15 protein-coding genes are annotated in these 15,791 nt (G+C 60.2%); 1 reads left to right on the top strand and 14 read right to left on the bottom strand.

What is annotated here, in order from left to right; translation table 11 throughout:
* Positions 1 to 5: 5 nt before the first annotated feature.
* The 10 genes from VGM61_RS09570 to VGM61_RS09525 all read right to left on the bottom strand — a co-directional run bounded on the left by VGM61_RS09570 (position 6) and on the right by VGM61_RS09525 (position 9,210).
* A complete protein-coding gene (locus tag VGM61_RS09570; protein WP_331522562.1) occupies positions 6 to 854 on the bottom strand; it encodes a type II secretion system F family protein in 849 nt (282 codons plus the stop codon).
* A gap of 3 nt (positions 855 to 857) precedes the next feature.
* Positions 858 to 2,552: an ATPase, T2SS/T4P/T4SS family gene (locus tag VGM61_RS09565; RefSeq protein WP_331522561.1), complete on the bottom strand. Its 1,695-nt coding sequence runs from the start codon at positions 2,550 to 2,552 to the stop codon at positions 858 to 860.
* Positions 2,553 to 2,565: 13 nt separating this feature from the next.
* The gene (locus VGM61_RS09560; RefSeq protein WP_331522560.1) at positions 2,566 to 3,891 is read right to left on the bottom strand and encodes a type II and III secretion system protein family protein; all 1,326 of its coding nucleotides are present in this window, start codon (positions 3,889 to 3,891) and stop codon (positions 2,566 to 2,568) included.
* Between the two features lie 3 nt (positions 3,892 to 3,894).
* A complete protein-coding gene (gene cpaB / locus VGM61_RS09555) occupies positions 3,895 to 4,644 on the bottom strand; it encodes a Flp pilus assembly protein CpaB (RefSeq protein ID WP_331522559.1) in 750 nt (249 codons plus the stop codon).
* A 38-nt stretch (positions 4,645 to 4,682) separates the two neighbouring features.
* Positions 4,683 to 4,880 (bottom strand): hypothetical protein, encoded by a 198-nt coding sequence (locus VGM61_RS09550; RefSeq protein ID WP_331522557.1) that lies wholly within the window; start codon positions 4,878 to 4,880, stop codon positions 4,683 to 4,685.
* Positions 4,877 to 5,548, bottom strand: coding sequence for a hypothetical protein (locus VGM61_RS09545; protein ID WP_331522556.1), 672 nt, complete (start codon positions 5,546 to 5,548; stop codon positions 4,877 to 4,879). Before VGM61_RS09545 ends, VGM61_RS09550 begins: the two co-directional genes overlap by 4 nt.
* A gap of 1 nt (position 5,549) precedes the next feature.
* Positions 5,550 to 6,428, bottom strand: a complete 879-nt coding sequence (locus tag VGM61_RS09540) for a TadE/TadG family type IV pilus assembly protein (protein ID WP_331522609.1) — start codon at positions 6,426 to 6,428, stop codon at positions 5,550 to 5,552.
* Positions 6,429 to 6,471: 43 nt separating this feature from the next.
* A complete protein-coding gene (locus tag VGM61_RS09535) occupies positions 6,472 to 7,281 on the bottom strand; it encodes a hypothetical protein (RefSeq protein WP_331522555.1) in 810 nt (269 codons plus the stop codon).
* A gap of 15 nt (positions 7,282 to 7,296) precedes the next feature.
* Positions 7,297 to 8,826 (bottom strand): pilus assembly protein TadG-related protein, encoded by a 1,530-nt coding sequence (locus VGM61_RS09530; protein WP_331522554.1) that lies wholly within the window; start codon positions 8,824 to 8,826, stop codon positions 7,297 to 7,299.
* A 99-nt stretch (positions 8,827 to 8,925) separates the two neighbouring features.
* Complete coding sequence (locus VGM61_RS09525; RefSeq protein WP_331522552.1) at positions 8,926 to 9,210, bottom strand: pilus assembly protein; 285 nt, start codon at positions 9,208 to 9,210, stop codon at positions 8,926 to 8,928.
* A 419-nt stretch (positions 9,211 to 9,629) separates the two neighbouring features.
* On the opposite strand from VGM61_RS09525, the gene VGM61_RS09520 reads away from it, so the two are divergent.
* On the top strand, positions 9,630 to 10,610 hold the full coding sequence (locus VGM61_RS09520; RefSeq protein WP_331522551.1) for an OmpA family protein: 981 nt from the start codon (positions 9,630 to 9,632) through the stop codon (positions 10,608 to 10,610).
* A 3-nt stretch (positions 10,611 to 10,613) separates the two neighbouring features.
* Here VGM61_RS09520 and VGM61_RS09515 read toward each other — a convergent pair whose 3' ends face one another.
* The 4 genes from VGM61_RS09515 to VGM61_RS09500 form a co-directional block, all read right to left on the bottom strand.
* Positions 10,614 to 11,333 carry a nuclear transport factor 2 family protein gene (locus VGM61_RS09515; protein ID WP_331522550.1) on the bottom strand — a complete coding sequence of 240 codons (720 nt, stop codon included), beginning with the start codon at positions 11,331 to 11,333 and terminating at the stop codon, positions 10,614 to 10,616.
* Positions 11,334 to 11,446: 113 nt separating this feature from the next.
* Positions 11,447 to 11,929, bottom strand: coding sequence for a hypothetical protein (locus VGM61_RS09510; protein WP_331522549.1), 483 nt, complete (start codon positions 11,927 to 11,929; stop codon positions 11,447 to 11,449).
* 148 nt (positions 11,930 to 12,077) lie between these two features.
* Complete coding sequence (locus tag VGM61_RS09505) at positions 12,078 to 12,821, bottom strand: M15 family metallopeptidase (protein ID WP_414694846.1); 744 nt, start codon at positions 12,819 to 12,821, stop codon at positions 12,078 to 12,080.
* Between the two features lie 128 nt (positions 12,822 to 12,949).
* A partial coding sequence (locus VGM61_RS09500) for a TonB-dependent receptor (protein ID WP_331522548.1) occupies positions 12,950 to 15,791 on the bottom strand: 2,842 nt, incomplete at its 5' end.

Raw genomic sequence — 15,791 nt, 5'->3', positions numbered from 1 at the left:
GATGGTCATACGTCGATGCTCATGATTTTCCGGCACATCCGGTAACCCAGGAATTCCATGACAACCGCCAAAGCCATGACACCCCAGCCCAGCGGCGTGTGATACAGCCCATACATGGTGTCGGGGTAGGCGAAGGTCAGGAACGCGATGATGCCCACCGGCAGCAACGCCATCACAATGCCCTGCAATCGACCCTGCGCCGTAAGCGCACGAACCTTGTCTTCCATGATCAGGCGACGACGGAGGGTATCGGCAAGCGATGCCATGCTCTCGGCAAGGTTGCCGCCGATCTCGCGCGAAATATTCACTGCCGAAACGAACAACGTGACGTCCTGGATGGGTACGCGGTCGCTGAAATGCACCAGCGCTTCGTCGGATTTAACGCCCATGCGCTGCTCACGCAAGACCAGCGAGAACTCCTGGGACAGCGGAGGATCCAGATCCTTGGCCAGCCCTTCCATCGCTGGCGCGAAGCCGAGGCCCGCCCGCATGCTGCTGGCGATCATCAGCAAGCCGTCAGGCAGCTGCGCCTGGATCTTGCGGATCCGCCGCTCACGCATCCACACGTAGACTTTCCGGGGCAGGAACACAATCGCTGCCAGGGTGAAAGCTGCCAGTACCGGATTGCCGAAGAAAAACCACACCAGCAGGGGCACGATCACGATGGCGCCCACATTGAATTTGAACAGGGCCTGCGGGTCCATGAACATGAACATATCGGCTAGGTTGAAACGCGCCGTCTCAGTGAAAGTGGTGCGGTAGCGCTCGGCGAACGAGCCGGCATTGCTGGCCACGAGGTACCCCAGGATGCTAACGGTGATGAAGACCAGGGCGATGACCGGCAGCATGCTCATAGGTCAGTCTTCCTGTGGCTTGAAGATGTTGAGGTCGAGGTTCACACCGCGGTTGGCCAGCTCTTCGTAAAACTCCGGCACGGCGCCTGTGGGCTTAAACTCGCCACGTACCCGCCCACCGGGGCCGTCCTGGTCGCGGGCGGTAAAGGTAAAGATGTCCTGGGTCTGGATGGTGCCGCTCTCAATACCCGTTATTTCGCTGATGTGGGTAATTTTGCGCGAGCCGCAGGGAAAACGGCGTTGGTGGATGATCAGGTCGATTGCCGAAGATATCTGCTCGCGCACCACCACCATAGGCAGGTCAACGCTCGACATCAGCACCATCACTTCCAGGCGCGAGAGCGCGTCGCGCGGGGAGTTGGCGTGCGCCGTGGTCATAGATCCTTCATGGCCGGTGTTCATCGCCTGCAACATGTCCAGCGCTTCGCCGCCTCGGCACTCACCGACCACGATGCGGTCCGGACGCATGCGCAAAGCGTTACGCACGAGGTCGCGGATCACGATCAGGCCCTTGCCCTCCAGGTTGGCAGGGCGTGACTCCATGCCCACCAGGTTCGGCTGGTTGAGCTTCAGCTCGGCGGCATCCTCGATGGTAACGATGCGCTCGTGGTCGGGGATGAAGTTGGACAGGATGTTCAGAAGCGTCGTCTTGCCCGACCCGGTGCCGCCCGTGACCACGATGTTGCGTCGCTCGCGCACCGCTACGATGAGGAATTTGAGCATGTCCTCGTCGAGAGAGCCGAATTTCAGCAGGTCCTCACCGCCGAGCTTCTTCTTAGCGAACTTACGGATACTGATGCTTGGGCCACGCAACGCCACGGGAGGGATCACCGCATTGACACGCGAACCATCCTTGAGGCGGGCATCAACCATGGGCGAACTTTCATCGATGCGACGACCCAATGGCGCCACGATCCGTTCGATCACCGCCAGTACGGCGGCATCGGAAGAGAAAACCACCGGCGACTCGACGATCTGCCCCGCCCGTTCGATGAAAATCTGGTCCGCACGGTTGACCATCACTTCAGTCACGCTATCGTCGTCCATGAGGTCTTCGAGCGGCCCCAGGCCAATGGCCTCGTCAAGCACTTCCTTCGCCAACCGGCGCTTGTTGATCGATCGCGGTATGTCGGTGAATTCCCGTTCAATGATGTCGTCGATAAGTTCCGATGTCTTCGACCGCAGTTCAGCGTCGTTCATGCCCCGTACGTCCACGCGGCGAAGATCCATCTGGCGCACCAGAGCGGCGTGGACGCGCAAGCGCCACTCGAGCATGTCCGGGTCGCGTTTAACCGGACCGGCAAGGTCTGTCGATACCGATGGCGCCGGGCCACTGATGGGCTCGTTGCTGGCCGCATCCTGTTTCTTCGGAGCCCTGTCTTCGGATACGGCGTTCGAGCCCTCGGAGAGTACCCGCAAGCGATAGGCACCGATGGCTACGATGTCTTCCTTGTGCAGGGGTCCGTGCACCGAGCGAGCTTCCACACGCTCGCCGTTGACCGTCACCGGTGCACGGCCGCCCAGAACCTCGATGAAAACGCCATCGGGGCGAACGCGAAAAGTGGCATGGTCGCCGGCAATGTTCCAGCCCTGAAGGATCACCAGGTTGGTCTCACTCTTGCCTACGCCGCACTCGTCCTTGAGGCACCGCACTTGGCGGACATCACGGTTGGCGGTTTCGATCAATACTTCGAACATGGTTTTTTCCGGTTTAATCCACGATGTCGGCGCCGACTTCCTGGTGGAACTTCTGGTTGAGGTCGTCGCTATGCTTGACGAGGTCCTTGTTCTTCTGGCTCTGCGCATCGATCACGTACGGCGTGACGAATACGACCAGATCCGTGCGGTTGGCCTGGAAACTGCGCGAGCGAAATAGTTCGCCGAGGATCGGGATCTGTCCCAGGCCCGGCATTTTGTCCAGGGTATTGCTGGCATTGGCGTCGATAAGCCCCGAGATCACGATGGTTTCGCCTTCGTGCACATTCATCTCGGTGTTGGCGCGGCGAGTGATAAAACCTGGATAGGGGCCCACCATGACCGACGGATCAATTTTGCTGAGTTCGGTCTCAATCTTGGCCGAAATATCGCCATTGGCATTGACCAACGGCTCGAGATGCAGCTTGATGCCGTAGTCCTTGTATTCGACGGTGGTGGTGCCGAGGGTCGAACTGGTCGGAATGGGAACCTGGCCGCCGACAAGGAAATCAGCAGAGCCACCACTCTTGGCGCTAAGCTGCGGCGTGGCCAGTTCCCAGGCATTACCGGTCTGCATCGCCAAATTGATCCTCGAGCCGATGGTGGTGGCAATTCCGAAATAGCTTGGTGTGCCGGGGACGTGCAGCGGGAACTTGTCTAGGTTGGCAAGCCCGGGATCGGGCGGAATGACGCGGAAGTACGGATTGGTCTGCCAGTCGTGCAGCAAGCCGCCACCCGGGCCCTGGATCTGGGTATCCCATTTGATACCGATGTCATGCATGGCCTTCTTGTCGAATTCCATGATCCGGACTTGCATCAGCACGGTCGGCTTCATCGCCACTGGGTCGGCCGAGGTCAGGTTGATTACATCGGGGTAGAGCTTGTGTATCGACTCGACGGCTGCCGCCTGGCCGGGCGACAGGTTTCCGCCAGTCACCACCACGTTGTTGCCGGCGACACTTACGGTGAATGCAGGATCATTGCCCAGCATTTGCCGTACGGATTCCGCCATCTGCTCACCATTGCCCGCCGTCACATGCACCGAGACGCTGCGCTGCTCACCGTTGGCAAGCCATAGCTGTATCGAGGTGTCGCCGGCACGCTGCCCTATCAGCACGAGCTCGCGGGTGCCGACGTTCTTGACCTCGAGTGTCTTGCCATCGCCTACCGCGACGCGCTTGATCGGGCCGGGTGCGCTCTGCACCAGCGCTTGCCCCGCGTACATCGTGATGTGGTCACCGATCGGTGGCGACTCTGCCTGCAGCGGCAATATAGCTCCGTAGCCCATGGCAATGACCATCAGTCCCTTGGAAATACGTCCCATCCAATGTGTCTTCGCCATGTGTCAGGTCTTCGTCCCAATGATGAATTCGATACCGGAGCCCTTTCGCACTGGGGTCCCGACCTTCAGCAGGTCGGCCTTGCTAAGGGATTGAAGGTTGAATGGTTCGTTGTTGCCGGACTTGCGCAGCATCACGCGCAGCTCGCCAGCCTTTCCGGCCATTGCCACGCGCTGCGCGTCCTGCGGCGCCAATTCGAGGGTGACATTGGAGAACCCCGTTGAGCCTGAGTCGTTCCCCTGCACGCCACGAGCGCGCTTGCCGGTGGCCAGTACCGCCACGTTGCTTTGCAGGGGCATCAGACGGGCCTTTTCTCCGTCGGAGACCAACAACAGGATGTCCACATGATCACCGGGGACCATCAAGCCGGAAATCGAATTGTTGTCATCCACCTGGATGGTGTAGGCGACATCACCCGGATTGATCACGTTGGAGAAATGGTCAGTTACCAAATCCACCGCACTTGCACTGAAGGGAGCACCCTGGGCGACATCCGATCGAAGTTGCTGACCGACATAAGCTTGGAATTCGGCGGGGTGGATGGCGTCGGCGGGAATGAAATCCAACGGTACTTCGCGCGCGGCGACATCATCCGCCTTGATGATGTCGCCTTTCTTCATTGGATGGGACGGAACCACTACGGTGGCCGTCTTGGTGTTGTTCACCGGCGTGCGGGCAGCCACTTGTTTCTCGACGTAATTGACGGCCAGGAAACTTGCAAGGATGCCAAGCACCACGGCGATGACTACGAACATGAGATTTCGATTAACTCGTGCCACCTATCTCTCCCCTGTTAGAACCACGACACGGATAGCGCGTAGACAAAGCTGGTGTATGCATCACGTATGGCCGTCACCAGCTGCTCGATTGCATTGGGGTTGACCGCCACCAACACCAGCACCAGCATCAGCGCGCCAATGGAATATTCGACCATGGCCGCGCCGCGCTGGCGCCGGCGGCCGGCAACGCAAGCGACGAAACGCTTCTTCATGGCACCGCTCCATTACCCATCACGTTGACGACTATTTCCGAATCCGGGCCACGGCGGGTCACCGCCAGGGCCAGGTGGGTATCGCCGTTCTCGTAGTCGACCACGCAGGCCTGGGCATCGGCATCGCACGGTGCGGGTTGCGCGGTTTTCCAGCCGTCAGCCAGCAGGTGATCACGGAAGTAATTCATGTTCTGCTGCACCGACAGGCCGTTGCTCATTGCCAGCGTGCGTGCGGGCGTTGCATCGTCGGGGTAGACGATATCGTTGCTCACCACGGTGTTATCGGGATGGGGAATGCCTCGTCCCAATGCAGGCGTTGTAGCACTGTCGGGCAGATGGACAATGCCGATCGTGCCTTTGCTGCCCGAGCCCTGCCCGCTCACCTGGATGGTCACGTAATAGTCGCCTTCGCGATGACCAATGATGCGCGTGGCAGGTGTAGTGTCGACGATTGCCTTGCCCGGCCACATCCGGCGGTAATAGTCGACGATGGCGTCGGCCGACTGCGTGGACTGGAACACGCGGGTTCGCATGTCCAGGCCGTTGAAAATGAGATGCGAGGCAGTCTGGGCCGACTGCGTGCCCTCGGGCACGGCGGGATCAGGCCACGCGGTAGCCATGGCGCCACCCGACGCCAGAAACAGGCAAAGCCCCAGGACGGCGCGCATGTCAGGGCTTCTTGCCATTGGGTACCAGCTTGTCTGCAGGCACCACATCGGGCGCCGTCTTGCCGAATGTGAAGTTGTTGAAGCCCGGCGTGATGATGTCGTCGATGAAGGGGATCTTTCCAAGGATGTCGACGATATCGGTGATGGCGCCATCGAAAGTGGTGCCCAGGGCGTCCGAAGGCACCAGGGGCCGGATGACCGTGCGCACCATGCGCTTGTCGGTACTGGTGGCGTCGCCATGGGCGTCTTCGCCGTTGCCGGCTGCATTCCAGGTATCTGCCAGAAGCACTGTGCGGCCCGGGAAGTCCAGGTCCATGGTGTCCAGTGGATCGAGGAACTTGGCCGCGCCACCGGACGAATTGGTGATGTGCTCGGTGCGCGCATGGACCTCGGCGGTGATCAGCCCATTGTTGTCAGGCGGGAATTCGCCCAGGCCAATCGATTTTGTGACCGCGCCAATGGCGGCGAGCACTTTTTCCGAATAAGCCGGCGAGGCCGAATTGGTATAGGTATTGAGCGTGACCTTGTTCGATAGCAGGAGATCCTTCCCGGCGAAGGTCTTAAGCATCGGGTCGGCTAGGGTGTTGGCCGTTGTGACGTTCTTCAGCGATGCGTCGGTCTTGCCAAACTGCAGTGCACGGATTCGCGTCTGCGCGGTATCTGTGGAAGGCATGCCGCCGGTGGTGGCCACGATGTGTGGACTGACTGCAGCGTCCCAGGCCGACGCACGGGCCGCTTGCATGGCGGTGGAACGCACGTGGATGTACTGCCCCAGCAACCACACGCCCAGAAAAAGCGGCACGATGGCAATACAGCAGATCGCCACCTCCGGGAGGCTTTGACCGCGTTGTGAACGGGGACCACGACTCGTCCCGCGCATGTTGGCAGATGCAATAGCCATCACCCCCTCCTGGTGGCAGCGCTCAAGGCGCCGATTTACTGACTACGATATTTTTTGGAATCGAGAACGCGTTCGGATCCAGCGGCTTGCCGACATCGAAGCGATCGGTGTCGAGCGTCCAGCTGGCGCCTTTGCCGGATTTCGCCCACAGCACGACCGTGCCTTCCTGGGACATGCCATCTTTCAACGCAATGGCGCCGTTGGCCGAGAAACCCCACGGGCGACCTCCCGTCCAGACACAGACCTGCGCACCGTTGGTGTCCTGCCAGATCGAACATTTCGCGCCATTGGCCATGGCATCGCCCATTTTCTTCCAGCCCATCTGTGCACCCTGGGCGGCCAGTTGCGCATCGTCTTCCTGGATCGGCCCACCGGCATCGGACGCCATGTCCTGCTCGTTGCCGGTCTGTGCCAAGCCATCGAAGTCTGTCTGTTTGCCGTTCGCAAGGATGTCCGTGGAGTCCTTGTGCTCGAGCTTGAACTGGCAGGTACCGTCGGTTCCCAGGTGCCACTCCTCGGTGTGAATGGCATGGCGGTCCGGGGCGAGCCAGGCCTCGTTGTGCACCCGACCGACGCGAGCGACATCTGCCGGTGCAAGCGGACGAATGTTGCCGCCGGCCTTCTGGCAATCGGCGAGCATCGTGCGATAGGTGGTCTCCTCCTGCGGCTTGTTGTCGGCCGACATGTAGGAGGTCTGGTCATAGTGCACGGTGTAGTCGGCGACCTTTCCGCCGGCGGAGCCGCCTGTGTCGACTTCGCCCTGGGCGTCGTGCGAACAGGCGGTCAGCGCCAGGGATGCGATCAATGCGATGCGGGCGGGGCTGAAATTCATGCGGTAATTCAGGTCCTAAAGGCCAACAGCGTCGGCGGCGAAGATCTCAAGCTTGGTGGCGTTCGGGGTGTCGATCAGACGCGCCTGCCAGTACGGGCTGAAGAGGTTGCCCAGCTCCCGATCGTTGTCGGTATTGCGCAGGAACAGCGTGGCCGGGCGGTCGAAGTAGACCTGCGCGCTGGCTAAAGCTGTCATCTTGTTGTTCTGGGTCTTGTCATGAGCTACGACATCGGGCGTGCCGCCCATGCCTTGTATGTTGTCGGCAGTACGCACGTCGGACATCTTCTGTTCCACCGCCACGGTGAAGTACGGACCCACGGCCAGTGCCTGGGTTTCGTCCTCGGGATTACTCGACGCATACGGCTGGATCGCCATCTTGGCGGCGGTATCCTCGTAGCTGTGCAGGCCCTGGTAGTTGGTGAGGATGGCGTCGTTGTTGTTCGGGTCGGCCGGATGCAATCGACCGAGGTTGCCGGCATCGCTGTTGTCGCGCGCTCCATTGAAACGGTCGTCGTGCTTTGCGTCGTAGCGGTAGGGCGAGGTCCAGCCGCGATCCTGGTCGATCAGGTTGGAGAATGAGGCTCCGTTCTGGTTCTTCACGGCTGCTGCGCCACCCCACGCCAGTGGAAGGTCGATCAGCGTGACGAGAAAGGGTTTGATTTTCACCTGCAAGGTATCCATCGCCGCCCAGCGGTTGTAGCTGATGAGGTCCGTTCCGCCGCGCTTATGCAGGCCAAGAAGGTCACCGTTTCGCTCGCGCGAAAAACCATCACGCGATTGCATGATCACGTTGACCAGGCGATCCGCATCGGCCGTGTGCGACGGATTGCTGCTGGCACTGGCACTTTTTGGCACCTGGTAAAGCTTGATGAATTTGGTATTTGCCGTGGCCAGCTGCGACTCAAGCAGCACCAGTGACTTGGCGTTCAGGCCCGCGGGTTTTTCGTTGGTCTCACCTTGCGCATTGGAGGTGTTCTGCTTAATCACCGTGTCCACTACTTTGGGGATATCGCCGATCTGTGCGTCAGCTGCGAAGCGGGCCGCATCGCTGTAAGCCACATTCGCGGCGCTGAGCAGACCGATGCCGAAGGAGAATCCGGTCTTCATGCCATTGCGGGCTGTCACCATGGCCTGCTTGGCTTCCTTCAACTCCGCGGCCATCTCGTTAAGGGCCACGCCCACCTCAGCGCCGACGCCCGTGATATCAAGGGCGATGCCGATGTCGTTGGCGGCGTCGGCAAAATGATCGGTGCCTGAAATGGCGAAGTTCATCCACGAATGCCAGCTCACCATCTGCGCGATGCAGACTTCGTTGGCCACCTGCGCCCGGTTGAGGTAGGCGATCAGGTTGTAGGTACGAGCCTCCTGCACGGCAGCGCTATACGCTGCGGCGTCGGCCGCGTTGTTGAGCTGGATCTTTTTGTTCACCGCCATGCCGGTGTTGAACAACACCAGCGCTCCCACCAGGAAGACCAGCATGCAAACCACTGCCAGCACCATGGCCTGGCCGCGTTGTCGCGAGGGCGGCATTCCTGTCAGTTGCAAGGGATAACCTCATGCGATCAGGGGAACGACAAGAGAGCCCCGCCGCACGCGACCGTCTGGCGGCCACGGCGGGCGGAAGCTCCGGCCAAGGCGCGTTTCTTACTTTGCGTCCTTGCCGCTGTTGTAGCTGGCCATATCAGCCTTCTGAGTGGCCTGCGACGACGCCGCGTCACCCTCGTTCTTGGCGTGCCCAATCGCGCTCGCACTGTTACCACCACCCACTTCCTCGGCCATCGCAGCAACCTGCGAACGCACGGCGCCGCCGAACATGCTGAATGCGGCGATCGCGGCAATGGCGATAAGTGCCGTGATGATGATGTATTCGGTCATGCCCTGGCCGCGCTGACGAACCTTGATGCCATTGCGAAGAATCGTGGTCTTCATGAATTACCCCTTTGCTGAGAAGGACACTGCTGTCGAGTGTTAGAAATTCCCCTAGCCCCCGCCCCGTTTGGCCACTTCGCAAACATGGTTACGAATCAGCTAGTTAGTTGTTAGCCGCATGTGCAATTTACGGTTAGATTGCGAAATGTGACCAACAGCGTCACCTTACGACAAAAATTGCCTTCGCCGGTTTCGATTATTTTTCAGTTGCTCGCTCTGTTCATATGTAGTTCATATAACACGTGAATTCTCTGTTTCATTACACCAACTTGCGGCATAATTACGTTGTTTATCAAAGTATTAGCTAGTTCGTTCGAAAGTGTTCAGCGGCGTGAGTTTGACGACTAGGTCTTACGTTCTAATAACGTTACCCGTGAAACTAAACAGTTTGTAAATGGCTATTACCCGGGGGTGAAATTATGAATAGGCTTGGTAGAACTTTTGCTTTGTGCTGCAGTTCCTTGCTTTTTATTTCGCTTTCAGCCAAGCCAACGGAGGTGAAAGGCGGCGCCGATCACCCGATGATCAAACGCTTCGCGGGATCCCAGATCGTCGGATACAAGCAGGTTCCATATGACGAAGTTGACTTGCCCGCCGGCAAGTCCGACGGATTGACTTTCGCGAGTACTCACGAGTCAAAAGGCAAGGTCACGCGTATTGCGTACACGATGCCGGCGGGCAAGACGGCTGCAGAAGTCATGGCCAACTATGTCGAGGCACTGGGCAAGGCAGGCTTCATCACGTTCTATTCGTGCAAGCCGGGAAATGCCGCAGATGGATGTGGCGGCCAGGCGTTCACGGCACTGTTTACCGAGCCCTTGCTCAAGGCCGATCCCGATCATCGCAACCAAATGATCCAGTCGCTCTATGCCAGCGACAACGTGCGTTACCTCGGCGCGGAACTCAAGCGTGGTGATTCCCAGGTTGATCTCGGTCTCATGGTCTCAGGTCCAGACGACAAGCCCGCTGGCGCGCTTTTAGTGGTGATCGACCACGGAGCCATGACCACCGGCCAAGTCACCGTCGACGCCAACGCCATGTCCAAAGGCCTCGCATCCGAAGGCAAGATCGCCCTCTACGGCCTCACCTTCGACACGGACAGCGCCAAGCTCACGTCTTCATCGGACCCCACGCTCAAACAAATGAGCGACCTGTTGCACAAGCAGCCGAGCCTGAAGGTGTACATCGTCGGCCACACTGACGACACCGGTGCGCTGGCGCACAATCTCACCCTCAGCCAGCAACGTGCCGAGTCCGTGGTCAAAGCTCTGACGACCACCTACGGCATTGCAGCAAACCGCCTGTCAGCCAAGGGCCTGGCATCGTACGCACCGGTAGCAAGCAACCACGACGATGCCGGCAAAGCCAAGAACCGCCGCGTGGAGTTGGTGGAGCAGTAAGCGTCAGGAGGCCTGCTTGCGATATAGCAGGTCGTGCCCTTCACGACGGGCGATGAAGCCGGTGACATGGCCGGCGGCATCGCGCTGGATGATCCTGCGCGTGCGTGGCTGACCCGGGGTGAACAACACATCGCGCACCTCAGCGTCCAGCTCCTTGGCCGCGCCGCCGTTGGTGGCGCTCTCCAGCCCACGCGGCGTGCGGGTGATCTTCACCGTGGCCGCCATGCCTGCGCTATAAGTGCCCACATACTGATCAAGGTCGGCCGCAGTCAAGGTGACCGCAGCCGGATCGTCCTGCACGGCAAGTGTCTGGCTGGCGATCATCTTCCAACCGTCTTTCTTGTGCTGCCAGGTCTCGATCGATTTGAAGCGGGCGTGCAGCACCACATCGCCCATGGTGAAGGTGCCATTGTCGGTGAAGCTGGTGACTGCGGTGTCGCCTTGCAACACGAAATTCCAGTCGCCCTGCACCAGTTCATTGTGCCGGCCTGCTGGCGTGGGCTGCGTGCTGGCCAGGATGTCGGCGCGGCTGGAAAGCTCGCCGCTCTCGTTCATGAATACGACTCGGTCGTCCAACAGTCGACCGAGCGTCGCGGCATCGCCACTGGCCGAGGCATCGGAAAACTGCTGCGACAGGCGCTTGATCTCCGCCTCGGGGCTGGTCACCGCCCAGACCGAAGCCACTGGAACGGCAAGCAAAAGCAAGACGGCGACACGGCGCATGAGGGCAATCCAAATGGGCAAGTGGCGGCAGCATGCACCAGCGGCCATCCCTTGCCATCCCGTACCGATGGCAGGGTGCCGACCGGCAGGGCCGGCACCTGTGGATGCCAACGTCAGAACCCGCAGTCGGTGAGCCCCTCATAGATCGACCTTCCGCCACGCGGCAACGGCGCGTGCAGCGCATTGCGACCAGCCAGAGCCTGGTAAAACTCACCGATCATCGTGCCCGGCACGACCGGCGACCTGCATTGCCAGATACGTCCATTCACCACGACCTTGCCCGACCCCTGGTCCACGTCCTGGTTGCTACCAGCGAACGTCCAGATGCATTCTCCCATCACTGCGTCGGCCACTCGCACCGAGCACCGGTAACGCAGGTGCTGGATATTGCTGTAGTCGCCTTCGCAAAAGGTGTCGCCACAGACGTCGTCGAAGTCGCTGGCTAGACGACGCTCGAGATCGTAGAAGGCATCCCAGCCACCTTCTTGGTTCGGGTAATCAATAGCGTCGATATAAACGGGGGCGGTTTCCGCCGCCGTCGATACATGGACTGACGTGGCTGACAGGGCCATGGCAGAAAGCTTGAGGAGAAACATGATGGCACTCCGTGGTGAGGAGCTGCCATCTGGCCATGCGCATCGAGCCCGCCATATCGGGCGTTGCTGCCAACCTGCGTGATCGCGAGTCGATGCCTATAGCTCGTCCCTGCCGAGAAACGCGTCGGCGATATCCAACACCATGCGCTCACTCCACCGGAGCGTCGTAGATCAGGTTTGGGGTGTGATCGTCCTTCAGCGTGAAGTGCCACCACTCCGGAGCGTAGTTCTCAAACCCTTCCGCCCCCATCGCCTTGAGCAACCGCTCTCTGTTCGCGTGCTGGACAGGCGTGGCACCCGGCGCGTCCGTGTGCGCCAGCGGATCGAAGAAATCGAAACCCGTGCCCATGTCCAGCGGTGCGCAATTCTTTCCGCCGTGGCATTGCATCAGGGTAAGGTCCAGTGTCGCTCCACGGCTGTGACCGGACACGGGGGCAATGTATTCACCCAACAACGCCGATTTCGGCACATTCGGGTAATGCACCGCCCGGGTGGATTGATCGGGACTGGACGCCCAGCGTACGAAGGCTGCCACGGCACGCGCCGGCCGGTAGCAGTCGAAGATCTGCAAACGCATATCCTTCTTCCTCAGGTCCCGCTCCACATGGGCCAGTGCCTCTGCGGCCGGCCGCAACAGGAAGCACTTCGGCGCGCGGTAACCATCCACCACGGCGCCGGTGAAGTTGTCCTTGCCGGCATAGTGGATCACCTCACCGATATCCGGAACGAGGCTACGGATGTCCACCAGGCCAGCACTGGCCGTGGTTACCGCCGGTGAAATCGCCGGTGGTGGCGATGCTGCCCACGCTGGCGTGACGATGATCGCGAAGAGTAGCGCCATCCCGGACACGCTCGAATGCCAAATCTTCCAGATCGTTGCTGAAGTCGCCATCGGGGTCCACCTCGGTCAAATACATCACGACGTCACTGACGACGCCTTATCCGGTCTGGCATCCATGGTCGCCGCTCGGGCAAAAAAAAGCGACCCGCAAGGCGCGGGTCGCCGGGGAAAGCGCTTCCTTAGAAATCCACCGATACGGTCAATTGGCCAAACCGCGGAGACTGGAAGCGCTGGGGCTGGAGGAAGGTTGAGTTCAGTCCGCCGACCGAGGTCTGCAGGTCCTGATCCACGCCCAGGGTGCGCTGCTGGTTGAACAGGTTATACACGGCGAACTTCACCCGCAGGTTGCTCTTTTCGGTGACCGGCAGGATGTAGGTCAGGCTGGCACCGAGGTTGTATGTCCAGGGCGTACGGTCCTTGCCACGCGGCGACAGCTGGTACACGCGATTCTCCGAATGCGGATCGTCGCAATCGGCCACGCAGATGTAGTAGCTGTGGTACACGGTGGCGTCAAAGGGGTTGCCCACGCCATAGCCGGTAATCGGGCTGCCGGACAGCACGACGAGGTCGGCGCCAAGCTGCCAGTTCGGGCTTATCGCATACGTGCCGCGGAACTTGAACTGGTGGCGATGATCGTTGGGCAGGTAACCGCTGCTGGTGTTCACATACGGATCGTCGAAATTCTCGGTACGGCCGGTATCGTCGAAGTCGGTGTCGGAATTGACCGGTCCTTCGGCATTGCCACGATTCCACGACAACACGTATGACGCATTGAACGCCCACTTGTCGTCCCAGGCACGGTCGATCTGGAACTCCAGCGAGCCGAAGGTGCGCTTGGGCTTCTTCCAGCCTCGCTGGCCCAGGTAGTTGCCTTCCGCGTCATACATGGCCCAGCCTTCCTTGGACGTGTCCACCGTGAGGTAGCCATCGGGTACGCCGTCGCAGTTGGTGTCGCCGTAGACGGTGACCTTGCTGCCCGGGTTGGCCATCACGTAACCGATGTAGCCGTCGCCGCCGCACTGCCGCGTTGCGCTGATCTCCATGTCGTCGATGGCGTTGTGCAGCTTGCGGTAGGTGCCGCTGACGCCCCACGACCACTTGTCGTTGATGGCCTGCTGAAAGCCCAGGATGGCCTCGTCCTGGTAGACGGAGTCCATGTTCTTGTCTACCTCCGAGCGGAGATCGCCTACGGTGCCGTCGCCCTGCGAGTCGTCTACCGGGCCAATCTGGGGGCCAAGGATGGGCACCGCATACGGAGATCCGTTCCGCTCGAGGATCTGGTAACCGTCAAAGCCATAGTAGGTGCGCTGGTCAAGCAGGCCGCCGGCCTGCTTGATGTTGATCACGTTGGCCACGGGCAGATAGTAGCGGCCGAGGTTACCAAATACCTTGGTGGTGCCGTCACCCTTCAGGTCCCACGAAAACCCAAGGCGCGGCGCCACCATGTTGTCCATCTTGATGTAGCTGCGGCCCGCGGCATCCTTGTTGTCGAAGGCGTCACGGCGCAGGCCAACATTAAGCAGGAAATTAGGAGTAATCGACCAATTGTCCTCCACGTAATAAGCGGAGTTGGTGGTTTCGAAGTTACCGCTTAGCTCGTTGCGCCGCGCGCGCACATAGGCGGTATAGCCCGCCGGCACCACGCCGCCATTCTCGATGGTCGCCCCGGGAGTGGTTTCATAGATGTTGTAGTACAGCTGGCCCGGGCCCGGGTAGTGCTGCAGGAAGTCCGACGTATCCACTTCGTGGTCGTAGCCGAAACGAAGCAGGTGATCACCCAGCGTCCATTCAAAGTCCGCCCTGCTCTGCTTGCGCTCATCGTTGCGTTTCTGCACGGCCGTGCTCGGGCTGCAGCCGAGGGGAACGCCAGGCGAATCGATGGCCGACACCGCGCGTACCGGGTTGCAGTCGAAGTCGCTTTGCGCACGGGTGAAGGCTTCGCGCTCGTTCTTGCCGTACATCAGCTTCATCGACAGGTTGTTGAGCAGGTAGCTGGTGTAGGTAAGCGCCCAGTTCCTGCCACCGGTGTCGCTGTAGACCTCGTCATTCTTGGGGCGGGTGGTATCGGTGTCGAAATCGTAGTTGTAGACCGATCCGACGTTCTTGTCCTTGTCGGAGAACGCCATGAACTCCAGCAGGTTCTTGTCGTTGATGTGCCAATCGATCTTGGTGCCCCAGAAACCGCTGTCCGTGTCGTTCAGGGTCAGCTGCGTCCCCTGGTCGTTGGTGTTCTGCGGGGTGTAGCCGCGCGCCTCGTACATGGCGAAGAAGAAGAGCTTGTCCTTGATGATCGGGCCTGACGCGAACACGTTCATTTTCGTGCGGGAGTAATGGTCTTCGCTGGAGGTGATGTAGCGGTCACCATCCTTGTCGTAGTGATTGTCGGCCCTCGCCTGCCATGCGCTGGGCTCGAAGGTCATCTCCACGCCGCTCTTGAATTCATTGGTGCCCGATCGGCTCACAGCGTTCACCACGCCGCCGGTGGTACGGCCGAACTCCACCGAGTAACCGCCGGTCTTGACCTGGAATTCCTGGTAGAAGGCAAACGGCGCCTCGGAAAACCCGTTGCGGTTGTAGAAATCGGTAACGTTCAGTCCGTTGACATAGAACGAATTCTCCGCCACCGACGAACCACCGAAGGAAATGCCACCGAAACCCGCGTTGCCCTTGTTCACACCCGGTGCTAGCAGCGCCACGGCCTGGACGTTCTGATCCACCGGTAACCGCGACAGTTGTTCCCGGCTGATGTTGGTGGCCGATTCGGTGGAGGTCACGTCCACCACCGATACCACGCTGGGCGCGGTCACCTGCACACCGGCCAGGTCCACCGCCTCGTTCTTCTCACCCACATTGACCGTGGTCGCGTTGCCCAGGCTCACCGTCACACCGACGGGCGAGCCTATCGGTTGACCGTCCTTGCTGCTTTCCAGCTGATAGTGGCCCACCGGCAGGTAGGAGAAGCGATAGTTGCCGCTACTGTCGGCCGTGACCGAGCGCGTCAGTCCGGTACTTGGATCGCGG

The organism is Pinirhizobacter sp. (assembly GCF_036499745.1).
Lineage (GTDB): Bacteria > Pseudomonadota > Gammaproteobacteria > Xanthomonadales > Rhodanobacteraceae > Pinirhizobacter.
Note: the sequence above shows the minus strand (reverse complement) of the source record. Positions and strands in the feature narration are given on the sequence as shown.